The organism is Actinoplanes palleronii, assembly GCF_016862315.1.
In the GTDB taxonomy this organism is placed as follows: domain Bacteria; phylum Actinomycetota; class Actinomycetes; order Mycobacteriales; family Micromonosporaceae; genus Actinoplanes; species Actinoplanes palleronii.
Genome location: NZ_BOMS01000025.1, coordinates 22,482 through 44,706, shown reverse-complemented (window position 1 = coordinate 44,706; position 22,225 = coordinate 22,482). Strand labels below are relative to the sequence as shown.

Here is a 22,225-nt window from a genome sequence, read left to right as displayed (position 1 = left end):
CCTCGCGTTCCGGTCACCTGCTGTCGGGCGAAACGTCGGTTGCGTCCGGCTTGACGGCGTGCGTCACGGCGAAGCCGACCAGGACGATCGTGTGGAACAGGTAGAGCCACAGGCCGACCGCCACCACCCCGCCGATCATGTCGAATCCGCCGAACGGCGCGCCCAGGTTCAGTGGCAGCGAGCAGAACAGCACGAACCCGTGCAGGAAGCCGGACAGGTTGGCGGCGGTGAACGAGCCGATCAGCACGGTCGGCAGCCACGGCGGCCGGCCCGGCGCGACGTAGCGGAACACCCAGATCACCACCGGGGTGAGCACCAGCCAGGCGGCCAGGAAGGACAGCACCACGCCCAGCACCGACCACCAGCCGCCGCGGATCCACAGGGCGCTGGTGGTGGGCAGGGCCAGGAACAGCGAGAGCAGCAGCGCCGGCGCGGCGGCCAGCAGCGGCAGCCAGAGCACCCGGCCGCGCCAGCCGACCAGCGACTCGCCGGGGCGGCGCAGCGAGACGAACGCCCGGCGCAGGCCCTCGCCGTACAGGGTGGCCGGGAGCAGGCTGGCCAGCGCGAACAGCGGCGTCAGGTGCAGGCCCGCCTCGATCAGCGCGGACAGCGCGTGGGGCGCCCCGATCTGGTCGGGCAGGGCCGCGATGGTCCGGCCGGTCAGCCGCCGGACCCGGTCGGCCCCGGCCACCAGCCCGGTCAGCCAGATGGCGAGCAGGGCGACCGGGACGACCGCGATCCCGCTGTAGAAGGTCACCGCGGCGGCGTGCAGGGCGAGGTCACGCCCACGCAACAGTCGGAACAGCTTGATCGGCACGCGCTCCTGGTACCCAGACGGCGTCCCGCGCTCACCCGTGGATCGGGCGTCTAGGAAGATGGGCGGCATGCGAGACCTCGTCCTGCTCGGCTCCACCGGATCCATCGGCACCCAGGCCCTCGACATCGTGCGGCGCAAACCGGAGCGCTTCCGGGTGGTCGCTCTCGGTGCCGGTGGCGGCAACGTCGGGCTGCTCGCCGCCCAGGCGCTGGAGTTCGGCGTCGAGGTGGTCGGGGTCGCCCGCTCCTCGGTCGTACAAGATCTGCAGTTGGCTTTTTATGCCGAGGCGCAGAAGCGTGGCTGGTCGTCCGGCGACTTCAAGCTCCCCAAGATCGTGGCCGGTCCGGACGCGATGACCGAGCTGGCCCGCTGGCCCGGTGACGTGGTGCTCAACGGGGTGGTCGGCAGTCTCGGGCTGGCGCCGACGCTGGCCGCGCTGGAGTCCGGCCGGATCCTCGCCCTGGCCAACAAGGAGTCCCTCGTCGCGGGCGGGCCGCTGGTCCGGAGGATCGCCAAGGAAGGGCAGATCGTCCCGGTCGACTCCGAGCACTCCGCGCTGGCCCAGTGCCTGCGCGGCGGACGGGCCGACGAGGTGCGCCGGCTGGTGCTGACCGCCAGCGGGGGCGCGTTCCGGGACCGCCGGCGGCAGGAGTTGACGAACGTCACCCCCGAGGAGGCGCTCAAGCACCCGACCTGGGACATGGGCCCGGTCGTGACGATCAACTCGGCGACGATGGTGAACAAGGCGCTCGAGGTGATCGAGGCGCATGAGCTGTTCGGGGTGTCGTACGACGACATCGAGGTGATGGTCCACCCGCAGTCGGTGCTGCACTCACTCGTCGAGTTCACCGACGGGTCGACGCTGGCACAGGCCAGCCCGCCGGACATGCGGCTGCCGATCGCGCTCGCGCTGGCCTGGCCGGACCGGGTGCCGGCGGCGGCCGCCGGGGTGGACTGGACCCTCGCGCACAACTGGGAGCTGCGCCCGCTGGACAGCGAGGCGTTCCCGGCGGTCGAGCTGGCCAAGGAGGCCGGCCGGACCGGGCGCTGCCGTCCGGCGATCTTCAACGCCGCGAACGAAGAGTGTGTGGCCGCTTTCGTCGCCGGTCGGCTACCTTTTCTGGGCATCGTCGACACCCTGGAGCGGGTGCTCGGCGCCGCCCCGGATTTCGCGGAGCCGGGTACCGTCGATGACGTGCTGGCCGCGGAGGCATGGGCGCGCGCCCAAGCGCAGCGGACGATCGCGACTGTGGCTGAAGGAGCCTGATGCTGTTCTGGCTTGGTGCGGCGGCGTTCGCGCTGACCATCCTGATCTCGGTGAGCCTGCACGAACTGGGTCACATGATCACTGGCAAACGCCTGGGCATGAAGGTGACCCAGTATTTCGTCGGCTTCGGGCCGACGATCTTCTCGTTCAAGCGCGGTGAGACCGAGTACGGCCTCAAGGCCATCCCGCTCGGCGGCTTCTGCAAGATCGTCGGGATGACGCCGCAGGACGACGACGTGGCGCCGGAGGACCAGCACCGCGCGATGTGGCGGTTCCCGGTCTGGAAGCGGACGATCGTGATGTCCGCCGGCTCGATCACCCACTTCATGCTGGCCCTGGCCGGCGCGTGGGTGATGGCCATCTCGGTCGGCCTGCCCAACATCGACATCCCGCAGACCGACGCGCAGCGGGCCGCCTCCCCGGCGATCATCGGGGTCGGCGACTGCTACCAGCTGCAGTCGGTGTTCACCACCCTGGACAAGGCGACACAGACCGCCGCGAGCCAGAACTGCGTGCCCGGCGTGAACGGCGCGGTGCCGGCACCGGCTGCCGCCGCCGGCCTGCAGAGCCTGGACCGGATCACCAAGGTCGGCACCACCCCGGTCTCGACGTGGGGCGAGCTCACCGCCACGATCCGGGCGTCCCAGCCCGGCGACACCCCTTTTGAGTACGTCCGCGACGGACAGACCCGCACCACCACGGTCAAGCTGATCAGCGACGAGCGGGCGCCCCTCGACGACCCGAAGGGCAAGACCTCCACGGTCTCGGTCGCCGGCCTGAGCTGGGACACCGACCAGCCGTACGTGATCAAGTCGAGCCCGGCCGGCGGCGTCAAGGCGTCCGGCGAGTACGGGTGGTACCTCGTCGAGAACTCGTTCAAGGCGATGGCCCGGATCCCGCAGAAGATCCCCGCCCTGTGGAATTCGATCGTCGGCGACGAGCGTGACCCGGACACCCCGATCAGTGTGATCGGGGCGAGCCGGCTCGGTGGCGAGGCGATCGAGAAGGGCGTACCGGAGATCTTCTGGCAGATCTTCATCTCGCTCAACGTCTTCATCGGCCTGTTCAACCTGCTGCCCCTGCTCCCGCTGGACGGCGGCCACATCGCCATCGCCTGGTACGAGAAGGTCCGCTCCTGGCTCTACCAGCGACTTCGCCGTCCCGATCCCGGGCGTGTCGACTACTACAAGCTGATGCCGTTGACCTACGCGGTCATCCTGATAGGCGGCGCGTTCACCCTGTTGACCGCGACCGCCGACATCATCAACCCGATTACGATCTTCAAGTGAGTAGTGAGATGACTGCGATCAGTCTCGGAATGCCGGCCCTGCCCCCGCCGCCGCTGGCCCCGCGCCGGAAGAGCCGGCAGATCAACGTCGGTGGCGTCCTGGTCGGTGGCGGCGCCCCGGTCAGCGTCCAGTCGATGACCACCACGCTCACCTCCGACATCAACGCGACGCTGCAGCAGATCGCCGAGCTGACCGCGTCCGGCTGCCAGATCGTCCGGGTCGCGGTGCCGTCCCAGGACGACGTCGAGGCGCTGCCCGCGATCGCCAGGAAGTCACAGATCCCGGTGATCGCCGACATCCACTTCCAGCCGAAGTACGTGTTCGCCGCGATCGACGCGGGCTGCGCGGCGGTCCGGGTCAACCCGGGCAACATCCGGCAGTTCGACGACAAGGTCAAGGAGATCGCGAAGGCGGCCGGCGACGCCGGCATCCCGATCCGGATCGGCGTCAACGCCGGATCGCTGGACAAGCGGCTGCTGGAGAAGTACGGCAAGGCCACCGCCGAGGCGCTGGTCGAGTCGGCGCTCTGGGAGTGCTCGTTGTTCGAGGAGCACGGCTTCCGGGACATCAAGATCTCGGTCAAGCACAACGACCCGGTCGTCATGATCCGGGCGTACCGGCAGCTCGCCGAGCAGTGCGACTACCCGCTGCACCTGGGTGTGACCGAGGCCGGCCCGTCGTTCCAGGGCACGATCAAGTCGGCCGTGGCGTTCGGTGCCCTGCTCGCCGAGGGCATCGGCGACACCATCCGGGTGTCGCTCTCCGCCCCGCCGGTCGAGGAGATCAAGGTCGGCAACCAGATCCTGGAGTCGCTGGGCCTGCGCGAGCGCGGCCTGGAGATCGTCTCCTGCCCGTCCTGCGGCCGCGCCCAGGTCGACGTCTACACCCTCGCCGAGCAGGTCACCGCGGCGCTCGAGGGGTTCCCGGTGCCGCTGCGGGTGGCCGTGATGGGCTGCGTGGTGAACGGGCCGGGCGAGGCTCGGGAGGCCGACCTCGGGGTGGCGTCCGGCAACGGCAAGGGCCAGATCTTCGTCAAGGGCAAGGTCATCAAGACCGTGCCCGAGGGGATCATCGTGGAGACGCTGGTCGAGGAGGCGCTGCGCCTCGCCGACGAGATGGGCGCCGAGCTGCCGGAGGAGCTGCGCGAGCTGCTCCCGGGGCCGGTTGTCACGGTGCACTGAGCCGGCTTTTTGCTCTGTTGTGAGAAGGCCCCGGGTTTCCCGGGGCCTTCTGCTTTTGCTTCGCGGTGTTGTCTCGGCCGTGCTTCCTTTTCGCGGCGTCTTTCCGTTTTGCTTCCTTTTCGCGGCGTCTTTCTCGCTCCGCTGAAGGACTTAGAAGAGCACTGTCGCGAACGCTCCCGCGGAGACGAAGCCGCAGCGCTGGTAGACCCGCTGGGCCGCGGTGTTGTAGTCGTTCACGTAGAGGCTCACCGTCGGAGCGACCCGGCGCAGCGCGTCGTTCACCACCGCCGTCATGGCCGCGGTCGCGATGCCGCGCCCGCGATATTCCGGATGGACCCACACGCCCTGCACCTGCGTGGTCCGCCGCGTGATGATCGCCAGCTCGGCCTTGAAGATCACCTGGTCGCCGACGAACCGTGCGTACGCCCGCTTGCCCTTGACCAGCTCGGAGATCCGCCGCCGGTAGCCCCGCCCGCCGTCGTCCTGCAGCGGCGACACCCCGACCTCCTCGGTGTACATCGCCACCGCGGCCGGGAACAGCTGATCCACCTCGCCCGGCCGGACCAGGCGCACCGCGGGATCACCCGGCACCAGCGGCGACCGGTCGGTGACCAGGAGCGGCTGATGCGGGCGCACGTCACGGGCCGGCCCCCAGGTCGCGCTCAGCCGGTCCCACAGGTCGAGCACCGCCTCGGCCCGCCCGATGATCGACGAACAGATCCGGGGCTCGGAGCCGAGCAGGTCGGCGAACGCCGCGACGGCCGGCGGCGTGGCACCCACCGGGACCAGGTGCGCGCCGGACCAGATGATCGACTCGACTCGGCGGCCGGGGTCGTACCCGTAGATCCGGCCGTCCGAGCGCCACCAGTTCAGCCCGTGGGCGGCGACCCGTTCGGCGATCTGCGCGCCCGCGTAGGGGTCGGCGTCCAGGATCCGCTGGACTGCCGCGCGCTCCGGCTCACCGAGCTGGCGAATGGGCACCGTCAACACAGCTACCACATTGCCAGATCGGGGCCGTCCGACACGCACGGCAACCCCATCAGTTCAGAAACCCTTGCGCCCGACACGTTGCCGATATATCGTCTAACTATCGACAACAGAACGGAGAAGAACATGAGGTTCCAACATGAGGGACATCACGGACATCGCATGCGTGGGTTCGGCTTCCCGCCCGGATTCCCCTTCGGCGGCCCTGGCGGCCCCGGCGGTGGCTTCGGCGGCCCTGGCGGCGGTTTCGGCCCGGGCGAGTTCGGCGGGCGCGGCGGCGGTGGCCGTCGCGGTGGCCGCGGCCGGCCCAACGTTCGGCCTGCCGTCCTGGCGCTGCTGGTGGAGCGCCCGATGCACGGCTACGAGATGATCCAGGAGCTGGACGCCCGCACCAACGGCATCTGGCGCCCGAGCCCCGGCTCGATCTACCCGACCCTCCAGCTGCTGGAGGACGAGGGCCTGATCGAGGCGACCGCCGACGGCGGCCGCAAGAGCTACCGCCTCACCGCGGACGGCCGCCCCGAGGCCGAGACCGCCGCGGAGAACCCGCCGTGGAACCGCTTCGGCGAGGACACCAAGGACCAGGTGCAGGATTTCCGCGACGCCGCGGTCGGCATCTTCAGCGCGCTCAAGCAGGTCGGTTTCTCCGGCACGCCGGAGCAGCGGGACAAGGCGCTCGAGGTCCTGAACGACACGAAGCGCAAGCTGTACGCCATCCTCGCCGACAGCGAATGACACTCGCCGCGGCCCGGGGCGAGACGGCCCTCGGCCAGGCGAAAAGGAGCGCAACCTTCGGGTTGCGCTCCTTTTGTGTACGCCCCGAGCCACCCACCACCTGTCCGGGCCGGTTGCGGCTCATCGGCTGGCGCTCAGGGGTGCCTCAAGGGTTCGGAGGCGACCGCCAGTACCAGCTGTAGATCGCCGGCTGGTGCTGAGGGCTGTTTCACGCGCCTGGAGGCAGCCCTCAACGCCAGCCGGGAACCGGAAGCGCGGTGGGGCCCCGCCCGGACGCGGACTCCGCGGCGGTGCACGCGGGCCGGGGCTCGCCGCGTGCGCATGCCTTGCCGATCGATGTGCCGTGGCTACCCCTTCGCATCGCACCACGACCCGAGGTTCCTTTTCGCCGGACCCGAGGGGCGGCAGTTGCACGCAATCCTGGATCGCGGACTGTCGGCGCCCCCATGGGGGCGGTCAGCTCACGCAGTCTCGGTCCGCGTGCGCTCACCGCCCCGGGGTCGCTCTTTCGCGTGCGCTCACCGCCCCGAGGGCCTGTTCTGCGTGCGTCCATCGCCCCGGCCGTTCGTTGTGGGTGTGTTCATCGGCTCCCCGCCGACTTCGCATGCGCGTACTGCGCTGGGCTGTTGACCTGCGCGTAGCGGGCCCGAGCTGCCTGGGCTGCTGACCGGTCCCGGCCGGGGCGCGGAGATCGGGGTCAGTCGAGGTCGGTGAGGTTGAGCAGGGTGTGGAGGGCGGTGCGGCCGGCCGGGGTGAGGCGGACTGCCCGGCCGGAGCCGATGCGGGTCAGCCACTTGCGGGTCAGGAACGTTTCGCACATCCGGGCGCCGGCCAGGCCGCCGAGATGAGGGCGGCGTTCGGTCCAGTCGAGGCAGGCTCGGGCCAGTGGGCGGCGACTCGCGCGGAGCTGATCCGGCGCGACGCCGAGCTGGTCGGTGAGCCAGGTCAGACCCTCGTCGGTGAGGGCGAAACCGCTGGACTGGTCGAGCCGGCCGGTGCTGGTCAGCGCGTCGGTGACCGCTACGCCGAGGCGGCCGGCGAGGTGGTCGTAGCAGGTGCGGCCGCGACGCAGGGCCGCGTCGGCGGTGGCCGCGCGCAGGCCGCGAGCCGGGGGCAGACCCGGTTCCAGGCGGGCGGTGATGTCCTCGAGCAGGGCGGCGACACCCGGATCGGCGAGCCGGACGTAGCGGTGCCGGCCCTGGCGGGCCTCGGTGAGCAGGCCGCCGCCGATCAAGCGGTCCAGGTGCCCGGTGGCGGTGGACCGGGCCACCCCGGCGTGGGCGGCCAGCTCGCCGGCGGTCCAGGCGCGGCCGTCGAGGAGGGCGAGGCACATCGCCGCGCGGGTCCGGTCGGCCAGCAGTGCCGCGAACCCGGCGAGCCCCGACGCGTCAGTCATGGCGCCCATTCTCCGGCGGCAACGCTTCGGTCCCCGGCGAACTGTTCGCCCGCCGGCAGCCGCGACAGCCAATGCCCAAGATCCCCCGGGAGTCGACCACACCAAAGCCCACCCTCCCAGGGGGCTCCCCCTTAGACAGTGTGGCGGGGGAGGGGGGTGGGGGGCTGAGGGGCTGTGGACGACGTCGAACTGTGGAAACCGCAACACGCTCGACGGCAGGCGCCACCAGGGGTTTCCGCGACCACCCGCGGACATCGCCCCGGAGGGCTTCGCGTTCTGGACGCGCCAGCGGCCAGCGAAGCCCGCAGGGGTCCCGGCGGGAGCGACGGTCCGCACCCCAGCGGACGCACGACCTCAAGAATTTGATCTTGAGTTTACCGGCCCAGCGCGGTGATCAGCTCATTCAGTGCCGGCATCCCGCCCCGCTCCAACTCCGGAGTCGGGAGCAGCGCCATCACCGGGATCGTCACGCCCGCGTCCGCATAGGCCTGCACGCGCGCCCGCACCTCATCCGGAGCGCCGTGCACCACCAGATCGTCCACCAGAGAGTCCGGGATCGCGGCCAGCGCTCCCTTGCGGTCTCCCGCCGACCACGCCTCCCACATCGGGGTGAGCAGCTCCTCGCGGCCCAGCCAGCGGTGGAACGCGGCGTAGGCCGGGACCGTGAGGTACGACGTGATCAGCCGGCGGCCGACCGCGCGGGCGTAGGTCGCGTCGTCGGTCGGGACCACGAAGATCCGGGTGGCGACGCTGAAGTCCGGGCCGGCCTGCTTGGTCTCGGCGAGCGCGGTGTGCACGTCGGCGGCGGACAGCCAGTTGAGGATCACGCCGTCCGCCTCGGCGGCCGCCAGGTGCAGCATCTGCGGGCGCAACGCGGCGAGCATGAGCTGCGGCGGGACGGCCGGCGGGCGCTCCAGGCGGAAGCGTTTCACGGTGAACGTCGGGTAGGCCTCGTCGACCACCTCACCGGCCAGCGCGGCCCGCAGGAAGCGGAGCATGTCGCGGCTGCGGGCGAACGGCTTGACGAAGTCGGCGGCGTTCCAGTCGCCGGCCACCACCGGGGAGGACGCGCCGATGCCGAACTGGAAGCGGCCGGGCGCGGTCTCGGCGAGCGCGGCCGCGGTCATCGCCATCAGGCCGGGCCCGCGGGTGTAGACCGGGGCGATCGCGGTGCCCAGCCGCAGCCGGGGCTCCCAGGCGGCGGTGAGGGTGAGCGGGGTGAACGCGTCGGTGCCGGCCACCTCGGCGGTCCACGCGTCGGTGAAACCCGCGTCGGCCAGGCCGTGGAAGACGGCGGCGTGGTCGGCGAGCGAAACGCCACCGAGCGGAACGGTCATGCCCCATCGCATCGACATGGTCCCGATCCTGCCGGGCCGACCGTCGTGATGTCCACCACCTGTGGATATCCCGACGCGCCGCCGTGGGTATGTTTTTGCACTGACCGGTCAGTTCAGTTTGGGGGACATCATGTCGGTGCTGAGCGCGACGGCCGCCGGGGTCCGGCACCATCGGCGCTGGCTCGTCCGCGATCTCGACCTGGTGGTCGAGGCGGGCGAGACGGTCGCGGTGGTCGGTCCACCGGGCAGCGGCCGGACCAGTGCGGTGCTGGCGTTGGCGCGCCGGTTGCGGTTGTCCCAGGGCAAAATCGACCACTGTGGTACGGCGGTGCTGGGCCACGTGGCCGGTGTCAACGACCCGGAACCGGTGTTCACCGTCCACGAGCACGTCAAGGAACGGCTCGCCCTGCTCGGCCGTCCGCAGCGGGAAGCGGGCTCGGTGCCGTTGCACGGACTCGACCCGGAGCTGCGCGGGCGGGATCTCACGCCGTACCAGCGGCAGGTGCTCGGGCTGGTGCTGGCCGGGCTGTCGTCGCCGGCGCTGGTGGCCCTGGACGGGGTGGACGCCGGGCTGGACGGGCGGGAGCGGGCCGAGCTGTGGGGGTTGCTCGGGGAACTGACCGCGGCGGGGGTCGCGGTGCTGGTCACGGCGCGGGAGGTGGATCCCGCGCGGGTGGACCGGGTGGTGCGGCTGAACGACCCGCAGGGCGGGGACGCGGGCCGGGTGGTGGTGCTGACCGCGGCGGAGTACGCCGTGGGGGAGCCGGACGCGTCGGCCGAGCCCGCCGCGACCGAGGAGCCGATCGCGCTGACCGCAACGGATCAGCCCGCCCCGGAGACCGCGGACGTCCCGGCGGCGGACGCGGAACAGCCGGACGACGCGCCGCACGACGACGCGCCGCACGAGGACGCGGCTCCGGTCGTACCGGAAGAGGAACCGCAAGCGGGGGATGCGGACGCCCCGGTGGAAGCGGGACCGGCGGCGGACGCCGGGGAATCGGCCGAAGGCCGTGTCGAGAGCGGCCATGACGGCGGGAAGCGGGCAGAACAGTGACCGGATTGTCGACGATCTCCCTGGCGGGGCTGGAGCTCCGCCGGTTCACCCGCAGCCGGCTGACGGCGGCGGCCCTCGCGGTCCTTGCGGTGGTGCCGCTGCTCTACGGGGCGCTGTACCTCTACGCGTTCTGGGATCCCTACGGCCACCTGAACCACATCCCGGCCGCCCTCGTCGTCGAGGACAAGCCGGCCACCGACCAGAACGGCAAGACCGTGCAGGCCGGCCGGGACCTGGCCGACAAGCTGATCGAGCGGGAGGTCTTCGACTGGCACCTGGTCGACGCGAGGACCGCCGACGCCGGGCTCAAGGACGGCAAGTACCAGATCGAGCTGCGCATCCCGGCGGACTTCTCCGGCAACCTGGCGGCCGCGCCGAACGACGCCAAGACCGCGGAGAACGCGCAGCTCAGCGCGGTCAGCGACGACTCGACCAACTACCTGTCCGGCGTCTTCGCCCGGACCGCCTTCGACGAGGTCCGGTCGGCCGCGTCGGCCAGCGCGTCGGCGAAGTACTACGACCAGATGCTGATCGGGTTCACCGACCTCAAGGCGCAGACCGAGAAGGCCGCCGACGCGGCCGGCAAGATCGCTGACGCGACCGGGAAGCTGCACGCCGGCGCACAGAAGGAAGCGGCCGGCATCGACGACGCGCACCGTGGCGCCGGGCAGATCGCCAACGGCCTGGGTGACGCCGGGCGCGGCGCGAACAAGCTCGCCGACGGCCTGAAGGAGCTGGAGTCCGGCACCACCCAGCTGTCCGCGAAGCTCGCCGAGGCGGCGGCCGGGGGCAACCGGCTGGCCTCGGCGGTGGACGGCGTGGCCGACAAGGTCGAACCGAAGCTCCGGGAGAACGCGCAGACCATCGAGTTCGCCGCGAACCTGGTCGCCGACGGCGCCACCCTGCTCGCCAAGAACGTCGGCGCCATCGACGACGCGGCCGGCCAGGCACTCAGCGACGCCAAGGAACTCCGCAGCTATCTGAACGGGCTGCCCAAAGACACCCCCGGCCTGGCCGACGCGAAACGGCTCGCGTCGCGGCTGGTCGCCGACGCCACGCGGATCCAGCGCAAGGTGGCCGCCGCCGACCTGGACGGGCTGCGCACCCGGCTCCGCGAGGTGGCGAAGGACGCCCGCGCGATCGCCGCCGCCGCGCCGCACCTGGCCGACGACGTGGCCACCGCGCGCGCCCAGGTGGACCGGCTCGCCAGCGGGCTGAACAAGCTGTCCGCCGGCGCCCAGAAGATCAAGACCGGCACCGCGATCGCCGCGGACGGTGCCACCGACCTGAGGAACGGCGTGTACCGGCTGGCCAGTGGCGCCCGCGAGTTGAACTCCGGGCTGGCCACGCTGTCCACCGGCGGCCACAAGATCGCAAACGGGCTGGCCGACCTGCAGGACGGCGCCGGCCAGCTGGCCGACAAGCTGACCGACGGGGCGAAGGAGATTCCGGCGTACGACGACGCGTCGCAGCGCTCCGGCGTGCTGGCCGACCCGGTCTCGCTGGACCGGGTGGTGCGCAACCCGGCCGGCACGTACGGCGTGGGCTTCGCCCCGTACTTCCTGGCCCTGGCCCTCTGGGTGGGCGCAATGATCAACTACATGCTGCTGCGCCCGTTGAACCGGCGCTACCTGGTCTCCGGCGCACCGGCCCCCCGGGTCACGCTTGCCGGTCTGCTGCCGGGTGTGCTGTTGGGCCTGGTTCAAGCACTGCTTTTGTACGTCGTGGTCCGGTTCGGCCTCGGGCTCTCCCCGGTCCACCCGTGGGTGAGCCTCGGCCTGCTGTTCGGCACCGCGGCCGTCTTCGCCGGGATCATGCAGCTGATCGGGGCGGCGATCGGCGCACCCGGCCGGATCGTCGCGCTGGTCCTGCTGATGCTGCAGCTGACCTCGTCCGGCGGTACGTACCCGGTGCAGACCACCCCCTGGATCTTCCAGGCGATCCACCCGCTGCTCCCGATGACGTACGTGGTGGAGGCGATGCGGCACGCCGTCGACGGCGGCAACAGCGCCCCGATCGTGCACGGCGCCCTGATCCTGGCCGGGTTCGGCGCGGTGGCCTTCCTGCTGACCGTGCTGGTCGCCGCTCGGCAGCGCCGGCTGCGCTCCGCGGATCTGCACCCCGATCTGGTCCTCTAGCCTGGTCTGATGGCGATGGACGGGCGGAGCAGGCGGCGTGAGGACACCCGCCAGAAGCTGTACGAGGCCGCGGTCGAACTGATCGCCGAACAGGGCTTCTCGGCGACCACTGTGGACGACATCGCGCTGCGCGCCAAGGTGGCCAAGGGCACGGTCTACTACAACTTCAAGTCCAAGACGGACCTCTTCGAGGAGCTGCTGCGGCACGGCGTCGGCCTGCTCACCGCCGAGTTCCGCGCCGCGGTCGAGGGCCTGCCGGCGCGCGACGCGGTGCGGGCGCTGATCCGGGCCCAGCTGGAGTACATCCGGCGCTACCAGGCCTTCGCCCAGCTGCTGATCTCCGAGATGTGGCGGACGAACCGGGAGTGGCAGCAGACCCTGCTGCTGCTCCGGGAGCAGTCGATCGGCGTGATCGCCGAGACGGTCCAGGCGGGCGTGGACTCGGGGGAGCTGCCGGCGGAGCTGGACGTGCGGGTGGCGTCGGCGGCACTGTTCGGCGTGGGGTTGGTGGTCGCGGTGGACTGGCTGGTCTTCCAGCCGGAGCGCCCCATCGAGGACGTCGAGGAGGCCCTGCTGGCCATCGTCCGCCGCGTCGCGTAGCCGATGGCGACCGGATGGTTGTGCCAGCCGACGATGGCGAGCCGCTACGGTGGAGCTATGGCAGATGGTGTGCAGCGGGACCAGCGATTCACCGCGCCGCTGCTCACTGCCCAGGCCGCTGGGGTGCATCTCGGTATCCCCGCGAACACCCTCAAGCAGTGGATCGCGAGTGATCGGGAACGATCAGTGATGCACTCCGTGTCCCCTCGCACGCCGCGCGGCCCGCGTCTGCCCTTCATCGCGCTTGCTGAAGCCCAGATCTTGAGAGAGCTACGCAACACGGGCCTGTCGATGCAAGAGATCCGAGCCGGTGTCGAGCGTCTACGTCAGGAAACGGGAAACGAGTACGTACTGGCGACGAACACCATCGCTTCCGATGGTGGGGATCTGCTCTACAACGCTGCCACCCGGGTTGCGCCCGAATGGGTTCGTGCCCGCGACGGACAGCAGGCCCTCCGGCAGGTTGTGGAGACGGTGATCAGATTCGTCTCGTACGCCCCGGACGGTTTCGCCAGCCGGATCACGTTGCGGCCGTACGAGGGCGCAGACATCATCGTCGACCCTAGATTTGGTTTCGGGCAGCCGGTTTTCGCAGCCAGTAAGGTGCCCGTCGAAACGGTGGCAGATCTGTTCTACGGCGGACGCGAGTCTGTCGAGGACATCGCCGACGAGTATGGGCTGGGCACTGCCGAGGTTGAGGCGGTGCTTCGTGTGATGGCGCGGCGTGCCGCTTGAATTCCTGGCCGATCGCAACATTGGCCGCCGTGTCGTCGCAGCATTGCGAGACGTCGGCGAGCGGGTCCACACCTTGGCGGACGTGTTCGGCGAGCCGGCGTCCCAGCAGGTGGAAGACGTCTCGTGGATCGCGTATGCCGGGTCGCAAGGGTGGGCCGCCCTGACGAAGGACAAGCGCATCCGGCATGTCACTTCGGAACGTGAAGCGGTGGCAGCGCACCGGGTCTGCCTTTTTGCGTTGTCGAATGCGAACTTGAGCTTCGCAGAGATGGCTGCCGCTTTCCTGGCAGGACTGCGGCAGATGCACATGATCTGTGCGGCGAATCCCGCCGGCGGGATCTGGGTGGTGCATCGCGACGGGCGGGTGGATTCGCTGTGGATTCCCGGAGAAGACTAGAGCGGGCCCGATCGCAGGGCGCCGCTCATCGACACCTGCTGATTTTTGACCGGCGGTCTTTGAGTCGTCATCTTCATGCTTGCTGAAGCCGCGGTCCAGCAGGCGAGCGGCGATCGCCAGCGGTCTCGCACCGCGGTTGAGAGTGCTTGCAGGCATTGACGGGGGCTTGCGTTATCGCAGGTCACGTTGGGGTGTGGCTAAAAAATCTACAGCGGCGACTCTAGAAATCGGCGGGGAACAGGCATATGTTCATTGCGTCGGCTTCGGCCGGCACTGCAACTGGCACAGACGCTGAGTTGGAGAAGGAGGACGAAATACCGCAGCAACGCGTATTGGAGACGTCCCCGACCCGACGAGAGGTGATCGCAGCCGATGCACATCACTCCGGTCGACTGCTAGCGGCACGCAGCCGGTCGACCGCCTGAGCCGGCCAGATGAGTCGGCAACAGAATTGAAAATCCAGGGCCCCGGTTACCCGCCGGGGCCCTGGACTGTTCGTCTGAGGGGACGATGCCCAGCATTGCCGACGACGCCGACCTTCCGGCGTACACCATGGGCCGGGCCGCCGAGCTGATCGGCGTCACCCCGGCCTTTCTGCGTACCCTCGACGGGACCGGGCTGATCGAGCCGGAACGGTCGGCCGGTGGGCACCGGCGGTATTCGCGGCATCAGCTCGACCTCGCGGCCCGGGTGCGGATCCTGCTCGACCAGGGTTTTCTGCTGGCCGCCGCGGTCCGGGTGGTCACCCTGGAGGACCGGCTGGCCGCCGCACACCGGCGGATCCACGAGCTCGGCGGCACGCTCGGGCCGGGCGAGGACGCCACCATCCCGATGCAGGTCCGCCGCGCGGTCCGGCCGCGAGCCGACGCCGGCTGACAAAAGGGCCGCGGGCCGACGCCGGCTGACAAAAGGGCCGCGGGCCGACGGCGATTGACAAAAGGGCCGACGGCGACTGACAAAAGGCCGCGGGCACCGGCTGTGACCATGGGGCGAAACGTGTAATCGTTTCCGCATGCGATCGTGGACCATCGAAGAGTGGCGCCGGCCCGGGCCGACCGCCCGGCAGCGCAGCAGCGACCTGTGGACCGGGTTCGCGGTCGCCGCGGTCGCCGTTTTCAGCCTGTTCCTGCTGCGCAGCACCGGTTATTACCACAGTGACCACGCCCCGGCGATCCCCGAGCAGATCTTCTGGGCGGTGGTCACCACGCTGCCGCTGGCCTGGCGCCGCCGGTTCCCGGACGTGGTCGCCGTGGTGATCTCGGTGTGCTTCATCATCGCGCAGGTCCGGTTCTCGCAGGAGCAGATGATCACGACGTACGCCCTGTTCGCGGCGATCTACACGCTCGGCGCGTGGGGGCCGGACCGGCAGCGGGCGCGGATCGTGCGGCTGGTCATCATCGCGGTGATGTTCGCCTGGCTGACCGTCTCGTACGCGCTGTATCGCGACATCATCGCGGTCTCGACGTCGGACGCCTCCGGTGAGCTGCCGCAGTTCTGGTCGGCGATCTTCGTGGGCTACCTGCAGAACGTCGTGTACTTCGCCTTCACGTACCTGATGGGCGACGCGGCCTGGCACTCGGTCTGGCGCCGGCACCAGCTCGAGGAGCAGGCCGCCGAGCTGCGTGCGGCCCAGGAGGCGGCGGCCGGCCGGGCGGTGCTCGACGAGCGGGTCCGGATCGCCCGGGAGCTGCACGACGTGGTCGCGCACCACGTGTCGGTGATGGGCATCCAGGCGTCCGCCTGCCGCCGGGCGTTGACCAAGGACCCGGATAAGGCGGTCACCGCGCTGACCGCGATCGAGCACGGCGCGCGGACCGCCGTCGACGAGTTGCGCCGGATGCTGGGCGCGCTGCGGGCCAGCACGCCGGTCGCGGTGGAGGGGCCGGTCGCCGGGATCGACCGGATCGAGGAGATCGCCGATCGGGCCCGGGAGGCGGGTCTCGAGGTTCATTTCGGTACGTACGGTGAGCCGGCCGCGCTGCCCGATTCGCTGTCCCAGGCGGCCTACCGGATCGTGCAGGAGTCGGTCACCAATACCCTCAAGCACGCGCAGGCCGGCACCCTCGACATCCGCGTGCGGTACCTCGCCGGCGAGCTGGAGCTGGACGTCGCCGACGACGGCCGGGGCGGCACCGGCGCGGGGAGCAGCGGGATGGGGCTGATCGGGATGCGGGAACGGGTCACCGTGCACGACGGCACCCTGGAAGCCGGCCGCCGCAGCACCGGTGGATTCCGGGTCAGGGTCCGTCTGCCGTATTCGTCGTCGACCGTCGGGAGCACGGCATGATCGACTGCACCGAGCGGCACCGCGCCGCGCCGAACGACGGTCTCGCAGGCGAGGGCCACGAGAGCATGCCGAAGGCTGGCACAGCGTGAGCATCGAGGTCCTCCTTGCGGACGACCACCGGCTGGTCCGGTCCGGGTTCCGGGTCATCCTCGAGTTGGAGGACGACATCACCGTGGTCGGTGAGGCCGCCGACGGGGTCACCGCGGTCGAGATGGCGCTGCGGCTGCGTCCTCACGTCGTACTGATGGATGTGGAAATGCCGGAGATGAACGGCCTGGAGGCGACCCGCCGCATCGCCGCCGCCGGTGGTCCGTCGGTGTTGATCCTGACCACCTTCGACCGGGACGACTACCTGTTCGAGGCGTTGCAGGCCGGCGCGAGCGGGTTCCTGCTGAAGAACGGCACACCGGAGGCGCTGACCGAGGCGGTCCGGGTGCTGGCCGCCGGTGACGCGCTGCTCGCCCCGGCGGTGACCCGCCGGGTGATCGCCGAGTTCAGCGCGCCCCGGCAGCGCACCCCGGAACCGGGCGTCCGCCTCGGCGAGCTGACCCCGCGGGAGCACGAGGTGCTCGTCGAGCTGGCCGGCGGCGCGACGAACGCGGAGATCGCCACGGCGTTGCACCTGGGCGAGACCACGGTGAAGACGCACGTGAGCCGGGTGCTGATGAAGATGGGCGCCCGGGATCGGACCCAGGCGGTCGTCCTCGCGTACGAGATGGGGGTCGTGCGTCCGTCGCAGGGATGACCCGCAGCCCTCCGCCGGGAGCCGGACGCCGCGGGCGGTCGTGACGCCTAGCGTCTACGGCATGAACACCGTCCTCACCGTCGACGCGGTCGACAGGTCGTTCGGTGACCGGCAGGTCCTCAAGGATGTGTCGTTCACCGTGACGACCGGTCGGCTGACCGGATTCGTCGGCGCCAACGGCGCCGGCAAGACCACCACCATGCGGATCATCCTTGGGGTCCTCGCCGCCGACCGTGGCACGGTGACCTGGCAGGGCGAGCCGCTGACCCGGGAGATCCGCCACCGCTTCGGTTACATGCCGGAGGAGCGCGGCCTCTACCCGAAGATGAGCGTGCTGGAGCAGGTCGTCTACCTGGGCCGGCTGCACGGGCTGAGCGCCGCCGAGGCCCGCAAGCGCACCCTGGTCCTGCTGGACCGGCTGGAGCTGGGCGAACGCGCCGACGACCACGTGCAGAAGCTGTCGCTGGGCAACCAGCAGCGGGCGCAGATCGCCGCCGCGCTGGTGCACGACCCGGAGCTGCTGGTGCTGGACGAGCCGTTCTCCGGGCTCGACCCGCTGGCCGTCGAGAACGTGCTCGGCGTGCTGCGCGAGCGGGCCGCCGCCGGCGCCGCGGTGCTCTTCTCCAGCCACCAGCTCGACCTGGTGGAACGGCTCTGCGACGACCTGGTGATCATTGCGGACGGCACGATCCGGGCGGCCGGCGACCGCGCCGGGCTGCGCGACCAGTACACCCTGCCGCGGTTCCGGATCGAGGTCGGTGGCGACGCCGGCTGGCTGCGCGACGAACCCGGTGTCTCCCTGGTCGACCTGGACGGCCGGACCGCGGTCTTCGACCTGGGTGACGGCGCCGAGGACCAGCAGGTGCTGCGGTCCGCCCTGGCCCGGGGCCCGGTGCACGCGTTCGGCCCGGTCCGCCCCTCGCTGGCCGAGATCTTCCGAGAGGTGATCCAGTGACCACGTTCGAAGCCGCCAAGCTGGTCGCGGCCCGGGAGATCCGGGTCAAGCTGCGCGACAAGGCCTTTCTCTGGAGCACCGCGGTCTTCCTGCTCATCGTGCTCGCGTCGATGCTGCTGCCGGCGCTGCTCGACGGCGGACCCACCAAGGTCGCGGTCACCGACAGCGCCACGGTCAGCGTGCTGCGGGAGCAGGGCCTGGAGGCCCGGCTGGTGCCGGACGCCGCGACCGCCGAGCAGCTGGTGCGCGACGGCGAGGTCGACGCGGCGGTGCTGCCCGGCCCGGAGGTGATCGGGCTGGACGAGGACCCGGACGACGTGGTGCGGGCGCTCAGCACCGAACCGCAGGTCCGGCTGCTCGACCCCAGCGACGTCAACCCGGTCGCGGCCATCGTGGTGCCGCTGGCGTTCGCGATGTTGTTCTTCTTCACCTCGTTCACCTTCGGCATGCAGATCGCGCAGAGCGTGGTCGAGGAGAAGCAGACCCGGATCGTCGAGATCCTGGTCGCCAGCGTGCCGGTCCGGGCGCTGCTGGCCGGCAAGGTGGCCGCGCTGACCGCGCTGGCCTTCGCCCAGGTGGCGCTGCTCGGCCTGGTCGCGATCGTCGGCATGACCGTCACCGAAACGGCGCCCGGCCTGCTCAGTGCGGTCGCACCGGCGGTCGGCTGGTTCCTGCCGTTCTTCGCCCTCGGCTTCGTGATGCTGGCCTCGCTGTGGGCCGGGGTGGGCGCGCTCGCCTCCCGGCAGGAGGAGCTGGCCAGCACCACGATGCCGGTGCAGATGCTGGTGCTGATCCCGTTCTTCGCGGTGCTCAGCGTTCCGCACGACGGGCTGGCGATGAAGGTGCTGTCGTTCGTGCCGTTCTCGTCGCCGATCGCCATGCCGGTCCGGCTGTTCGACGGGGACGTGGCGCTGTGGGAGCCGGTGGCGGCGCTGGTGCTGCTGGTCGCCACGACGGTGGTGCTGCTGGGCGTCGGGGCCCGGGTCTACTCCGGGTCGCTGCTGCGGACCCAGGTCAAGACCTCGTTCATGGCCGCGCTGCGCAAGGCCTGATTTCTTACGGTACGACCGGAGCGGCGTCCGGGTCACTCCGGGAGCCGCTCCCCTCGTGTCCACCGTGCCCAGCCGTGCTCGCGCAGCCCCGTTGGTGGGTTGACGCTGCGTCAGGGTCAAGCCCGATCCGGATGGCGAAGGTTCGCACCGTGCAGGACAACCGGCAATGTTGTTAACGCTGATCATTGACGGCCGTAACACAGCGGAGCGATCATCACGGAACCCGTGGCTCAGGTCACACCTTTCGGCAAGGGAGCTCGCGCATGAGCACTGAACCAGCCGCCGTCAGCAGCAGTACCGATGAGGAGCGTCTCGCCCAACTCGGGTACAAACAGGAACTTCACCGCCGGTTGTCCGGCTTCTCCAACTTTGCCGTCTCCTTCTCGATCATTTCGGTTCTGGCCGGGGCGATCACCTCGTACGGGATCGCGATGAACGCCGGCGGGCCGCTGGCGATCACCCTGGGCTGGCTCTTCGTCGGCATCATGGTCACCCTGGTGGCGCTCGCGATGGCCGAGGTCTGTTCGGCGTATCCGACCGCCGGCGCGCTCTACTGGTGGGCCGCCGCGCTGGCCAAGCGGAACAAGGCCGCGTGGGCCTGGTTCATCGGCTGGTTCAACTTCCTCGGCGAGGTCGCGGTCACCGCGGCGATCGACTTCGGGGCGGCGATCACCACCTCGGCGTTCCTGAGCCTGACCTTCGACATGGAGGTCACCCCGGGCCGGACCTTCCTGATCTTCCTGGTCATCATCGTGGTGCACGGGCTGCTGAACACGTTCGGCGTGAACCTGGTCCGGGTGCTCTCCGACGTCAGCGCCTGGTGGCACCTGGTCGGCGTCGCGGTGATCGTCGTGCTGCTGGCCGTGCTGCCGGACCAGCACAAGCCGATCTCCGAGGTGTTCTTCGAGGTGAAGAACTCGACCGGGTTCGGGTTCGCCGGCGCGAGCGTCTACGCCGTCCTGATCGGACTGTTGATGGCGCAGTACACCTACACCGGGTACGACGCCTCGGCGCACGTCGCCGAGGAGACCCACGACGCGGCGAACGCGGCGCCCCGCGGCATCGTGATGTCCGTGGTGGTCTCGGTGATCGCCGGGTTCGTGCTGCTGTTCGCGATCACCTGGTCCATCCAGGACTACGAGGCCGAACGGACCACCGCGCTGGCACTGCCGCCGGCCCAGATCTTCATCGACGCGGCCGGCCACAACGTCGGGGTGTTCCTGCTCTTCATCTGCATGGTCGCGCAGTGGTTCTGCGGGATGGCCTCGGTCACCGCGAACTCCCGGATGTCGTACGCGTTCGCCCGCGACGGCGCGCTGCCCGGTTCCCGGCTGTGGAAGCAGGTCAACCCGCGCACCGGCACGCCCACCAACTCGATCTGGCTGTGCGTGACGCTCTCCACGCTCCTGGTGCTGCCGTCGCTGTGGAGCACCACGGCGTACGCGGCGGCCACCTCGATCGCGGTGATCGGCCTCTACATCGCGTACGTCGGACCGGTCTTCCTGCGCCGCCGCCTCCCGGACTTCCAGCCCGGTCCGTGGAACCTCGGAAAGTGGAGCGCCCCGATCGGGTGGGCGTCGATCGTCTGGGTAATCGTCATCTGTGTGCTGTTCGTGCTTCCGGTCAGTGGCCCGGTCACCGCGGCGAACTTCAACTACACGATCGTCGCGGTGGTCGTGGTGCTCGGCGGGGCGACGATCTGGTGGTTCGCGAGTGCCCGCGAGTGGTTCACCGGGCCCAAGTCGAACCTCCTGGACGCGGCAGCACACGGTGAGCCGACCATGCCGGCTGCTGACGGCTGATGGAAGAGCCGCAGGCGGCACATGGCGAGCCCACCCTGCCGACGCCCAACGACTGATAGGACTGGACCATGGATCTCGAGGACCTCGACGTAGCGGTCGGCAACGGATCGATCGACACCGTGCTGCTCGCGCTCACCGACATGCAGGGGCGGTTGCAGGGCAAACGGCTGCACGGCCGGTACTTCATGGACGAGGTGGTCAGCGGCGGCAGCGAGGGCTGCAATTACCTGCTGGCCGTGGACGTCGACATGAACACCGTCGACGGGTACGAGATGTCCTCCTGGTCCACCGGGTACGGCGACTTCGTGATGCGGCCGGACTTCGACACGCTGCGGCGGGTGCCGTGGCAGCCGGGCACCGCGATGGTCCTCGCCGACCTGCACGACACCGCGGGCGAACCGGTCCGGCCCTCCCCGCGGCAGATCCTGCGCCGCCAGCTGGACCGGCTGGCGGCGCACGGCCTGACCGCGTTCGCCGGTACCGAGCTGGAGTTCGTGCTCTACCGGGACACCTACGAGCAGGCGTTCAGCAAGCGGTACCGGGACCTCACCCCGGCCAACCAGTACAACGTGGACTACTCGCTGCTCGGCACCGCCCGGGTCGAGCCGCTGCTGCGCCGGATCCGCAACGACATGTACGGCGCCGGCCTGCTCCCGGAGAGCGCCAAGGGCGAGTGCAACTTCGGTCAGCACGAGATCGCGTTCAAGTACGCCGACGCGCTCACCGCGGCCGACAACCACGTGATCTACAAGAACGGCGCGAAGGAGATCGCCGCCCAGGAGGGGATGGCGCTGACCTTCATGGCCAAGCCGAACGAGCGGGAGGGCAACTCCTGCCACATCCACTTCTCGCTGCGCGGCGAGGACGGCCGGTCGGCGATGCTCGGCGACGGGCCGGCCCACCTCAGTGAGATCGGTCAGCAGGTGCTCGCCGGGCTGCTCGCCACCATGCGCGAGTTCAGCCTGCTGTTCGCGCCGAACGTCAACTCGTACAAGCGGTACCAGCCGGGTTCGTTCGCGCCGACCGCGCTGCGCTGGGGCGTGGACAACCGGACCTGCGCGCTGCGGATCGCCGGGCACGGCGAGGGCATGCGGGTGGAGAACCGGGTGCCGGGCGGGGACGTGAACCCGTACCTGGCGATTGCGGCGCTGGTGGCCGGCGCCCTGCACGGGATCGAGAACGGGCTGTCGCTGGAGGCGGAGTTCGCCGGCAACGCCTACGGGGATCCGGACGCGGAGCGGGTGCCGACGACGCTGCGGGAGGCGACCGGGTTGTGGACGTCCAGCTCGGTGGCGGAAGCGGCGTTCGGGGCGGACGTGGTCGCCCACTACGCCAACATGGGACAGGTGGAGCTGGCCGCTTTCGACGCCGCGGTCACCGATTGGGAGCTGCGCCGCGGCTTCGAACGCCTCTGACCCCGGCCAGCGTGTGAAGTTTCGGTGCGCTCCGCG

At 70.4% G+C, this 22,225-nt stretch carries 20 protein-coding genes; 16 read left to right on the top strand and 4 right to left on the bottom strand.

Annotated elements, in window-relative coordinates; all coding sequences use genetic code 11:
* Nucleotides 1-13 precede the first annotated feature (13 nt).
* Nucleotides 14-886 carry a YhjD/YihY/BrkB family envelope integrity protein gene (locus tag Apa02nite_RS09605; protein WP_203824726.1) on the bottom strand — a complete coding sequence of 291 codons (873 nt, stop codon included), beginning with the start codon at nt 884-886 and terminating at the stop codon, nt 14-16.
* Here Apa02nite_RS09605 and dxr point away from each other — a divergent pair.
* From dxr to ispG, 3 genes are read left to right on the top strand one after another with little or no spacing between them, the layout of a single operon-like run.
* Nucleotides 876-2,084 (top strand): 1-deoxy-D-xylulose-5-phosphate reductoisomerase, encoded by a 1,209-nt coding sequence (gene dxr / locus Apa02nite_RS09600; protein ID WP_203824725.1) that lies wholly within the window; start codon nt 876-878, stop codon nt 2,082-2,084. The two genes, Apa02nite_RS09605 and dxr, sit on opposite strands and share 11 nt — an antisense overlap.
* A complete protein-coding gene (locus tag Apa02nite_RS09595; RefSeq protein ID WP_203824724.1) occupies nt 2,084-3,373 on the top strand; it encodes a M50 family metallopeptidase in 1,290 nt (429 codons plus the stop codon). Before dxr ends, Apa02nite_RS09595 begins: the two co-directional genes overlap by 1 nt.
* A gap of 8 nt (nt 3,374-3,381) precedes the next feature.
* Nucleotides 3,382-4,554: a flavodoxin-dependent (E)-4-hydroxy-3-methylbut-2-enyl-diphosphate synthase gene (gene ispG / locus Apa02nite_RS09590; RefSeq protein ID WP_067698630.1), complete on the top strand. Its 1,173-nt coding sequence runs from the start codon at nt 3,382-3,384 to the stop codon at nt 4,552-4,554.
* A gap of 150 nt (nt 4,555-4,704) precedes the next feature.
* Here the strand turns inward: ispG and Apa02nite_RS09585 are convergent, their stop codons facing one another.
* Complete coding sequence (locus Apa02nite_RS09585; RefSeq protein WP_067698628.1) at nt 4,705-5,544, bottom strand: GNAT family N-acetyltransferase; 840 nt, start codon at nt 5,542-5,544, stop codon at nt 4,705-4,707.
* Nucleotides 5,545-5,667: 123 nt separating this feature from the next.
* Between Apa02nite_RS09585 and Apa02nite_RS09580 the strand changes: the two genes are divergently transcribed.
* Nucleotides 5,668-6,276: a PadR family transcriptional regulator gene (locus Apa02nite_RS09580; protein WP_203824723.1), complete on the top strand. Its 609-nt coding sequence runs from the start codon at nt 5,668-5,670 to the stop codon at nt 6,274-6,276.
* Between the two features lie 697 nt (nt 6,277-6,973).
* Here the strand turns inward: Apa02nite_RS09580 and Apa02nite_RS09575 are convergent.
* Complete coding sequence (locus Apa02nite_RS09575) at nt 6,974-7,681, bottom strand: ArsR/SmtB family transcription factor (RefSeq protein WP_373872881.1); 708 nt, start codon at nt 7,679-7,681, stop codon at nt 6,974-6,976.
* A gap of 365 nt (nt 7,682-8,046) precedes the next feature.
* On the bottom strand, nt 8,047-9,027 hold the full coding sequence (locus Apa02nite_RS09570) for an LLM class F420-dependent oxidoreductase (RefSeq protein ID WP_239164219.1): 981 nt from the start codon (nt 9,025-9,027) through the stop codon (nt 8,047-8,049).
* Between the two features lie 112 nt (nt 9,028-9,139).
* Between Apa02nite_RS09570 and Apa02nite_RS09565 the strand changes: the two genes are divergently transcribed.
* From Apa02nite_RS09565 to Apa02nite_RS09510, 12 genes are all read left to right on the top strand, one after another.
* Nucleotides 9,140-10,063, top strand: a complete 924-nt coding sequence (locus tag Apa02nite_RS09565; RefSeq protein WP_203824721.1) for an ATP-binding cassette domain-containing protein — start codon at nt 9,140-9,142, stop codon at nt 10,061-10,063.
* A complete protein-coding gene (locus Apa02nite_RS09560; RefSeq protein WP_239164218.1) occupies nt 10,060-12,201 on the top strand; it encodes a YhgE/Pip family protein in 2,142 nt (713 codons plus the stop codon). Before Apa02nite_RS09565 ends, Apa02nite_RS09560 begins: the two co-directional genes overlap by 4 nt.
* 15 nt (nt 12,202-12,216) lie before the next feature.
* Nucleotides 12,217-12,801: a TetR/AcrR family transcriptional regulator gene (locus tag Apa02nite_RS09555; RefSeq protein ID WP_067689744.1), complete on the top strand. Its 585-nt coding sequence runs from the start codon at nt 12,217-12,219 to the stop codon at nt 12,799-12,801.
* Nucleotides 12,802-12,858: 57 nt separating this feature from the next.
* Nucleotides 12,859-13,536 carry a DUF433 domain-containing protein gene (locus Apa02nite_RS09550; RefSeq protein ID WP_203824719.1) on the top strand — a complete coding sequence of 226 codons (678 nt, stop codon included), beginning with the start codon at nt 12,859-12,861 and terminating at the stop codon, nt 13,534-13,536.
* Nucleotides 13,526-13,933: a DUF5615 family PIN-like protein gene (locus tag Apa02nite_RS09545; RefSeq protein WP_203824718.1), complete on the top strand. Its 408-nt coding sequence runs from the start codon at nt 13,526-13,528 to the stop codon at nt 13,931-13,933. Before Apa02nite_RS09550 ends, Apa02nite_RS09545 begins: the two co-directional genes overlap by 11 nt.
* Nucleotides 13,934-14,443: 510 nt before the next feature.
* Nucleotides 14,444-14,809 (top strand): MerR family transcriptional regulator, encoded by a 366-nt coding sequence (locus tag Apa02nite_RS09540; RefSeq protein ID WP_203824717.1) that lies wholly within the window; start codon nt 14,444-14,446, stop codon nt 14,807-14,809.
* Between the two features lie 136 nt (nt 14,810-14,945).
* Nucleotides 14,946-16,220 (top strand): sensor histidine kinase, encoded by a 1,275-nt coding sequence (locus Apa02nite_RS09535; protein WP_203824716.1) that lies wholly within the window; start codon nt 14,946-14,948, stop codon nt 16,218-16,220.
* Nucleotides 16,221-16,305: 85 nt separating this feature from the next.
* Nucleotides 16,306-16,965 (top strand): response regulator, encoded by a 660-nt coding sequence (locus Apa02nite_RS09530; RefSeq protein ID WP_203824715.1) that lies wholly within the window; start codon nt 16,306-16,308, stop codon nt 16,963-16,965.
* Nucleotides 16,966-17,026: 61 nt separating this feature from the next.
* The gene (locus Apa02nite_RS09525) at nt 17,027-17,920 is read left to right on the top strand and encodes an ABC transporter ATP-binding protein (protein WP_067689169.1); all 894 of its coding nucleotides are present in this window, start codon (nt 17,027-17,029) and stop codon (nt 17,918-17,920) included.
* Complete coding sequence (locus Apa02nite_RS09520) at nt 17,917-18,972, top strand: ABC transporter permease (RefSeq protein ID WP_203824714.1); 1,056 nt, start codon at nt 17,917-17,919, stop codon at nt 18,970-18,972. The genes Apa02nite_RS09525 and Apa02nite_RS09520 overlap by 4 nt, the downstream gene beginning before the upstream one ends.
* Nucleotides 18,973-19,235: 263 nt before the next feature.
* Complete coding sequence (locus Apa02nite_RS09515) at nt 19,236-20,774, top strand: amino acid permease (protein ID WP_203824713.1); 1,539 nt, start codon at nt 19,236-19,238, stop codon at nt 20,772-20,774.
* Between the two features lie 68 nt (nt 20,775-20,842).
* A complete protein-coding gene (locus tag Apa02nite_RS09510) occupies nt 20,843-22,189 on the top strand; it encodes a glutamine synthetase family protein (protein ID WP_203824712.1) in 1,347 nt (448 codons plus the stop codon).
* The last annotated feature ends 36 nt before the right edge of the window (nt 22,190-22,225 follow it).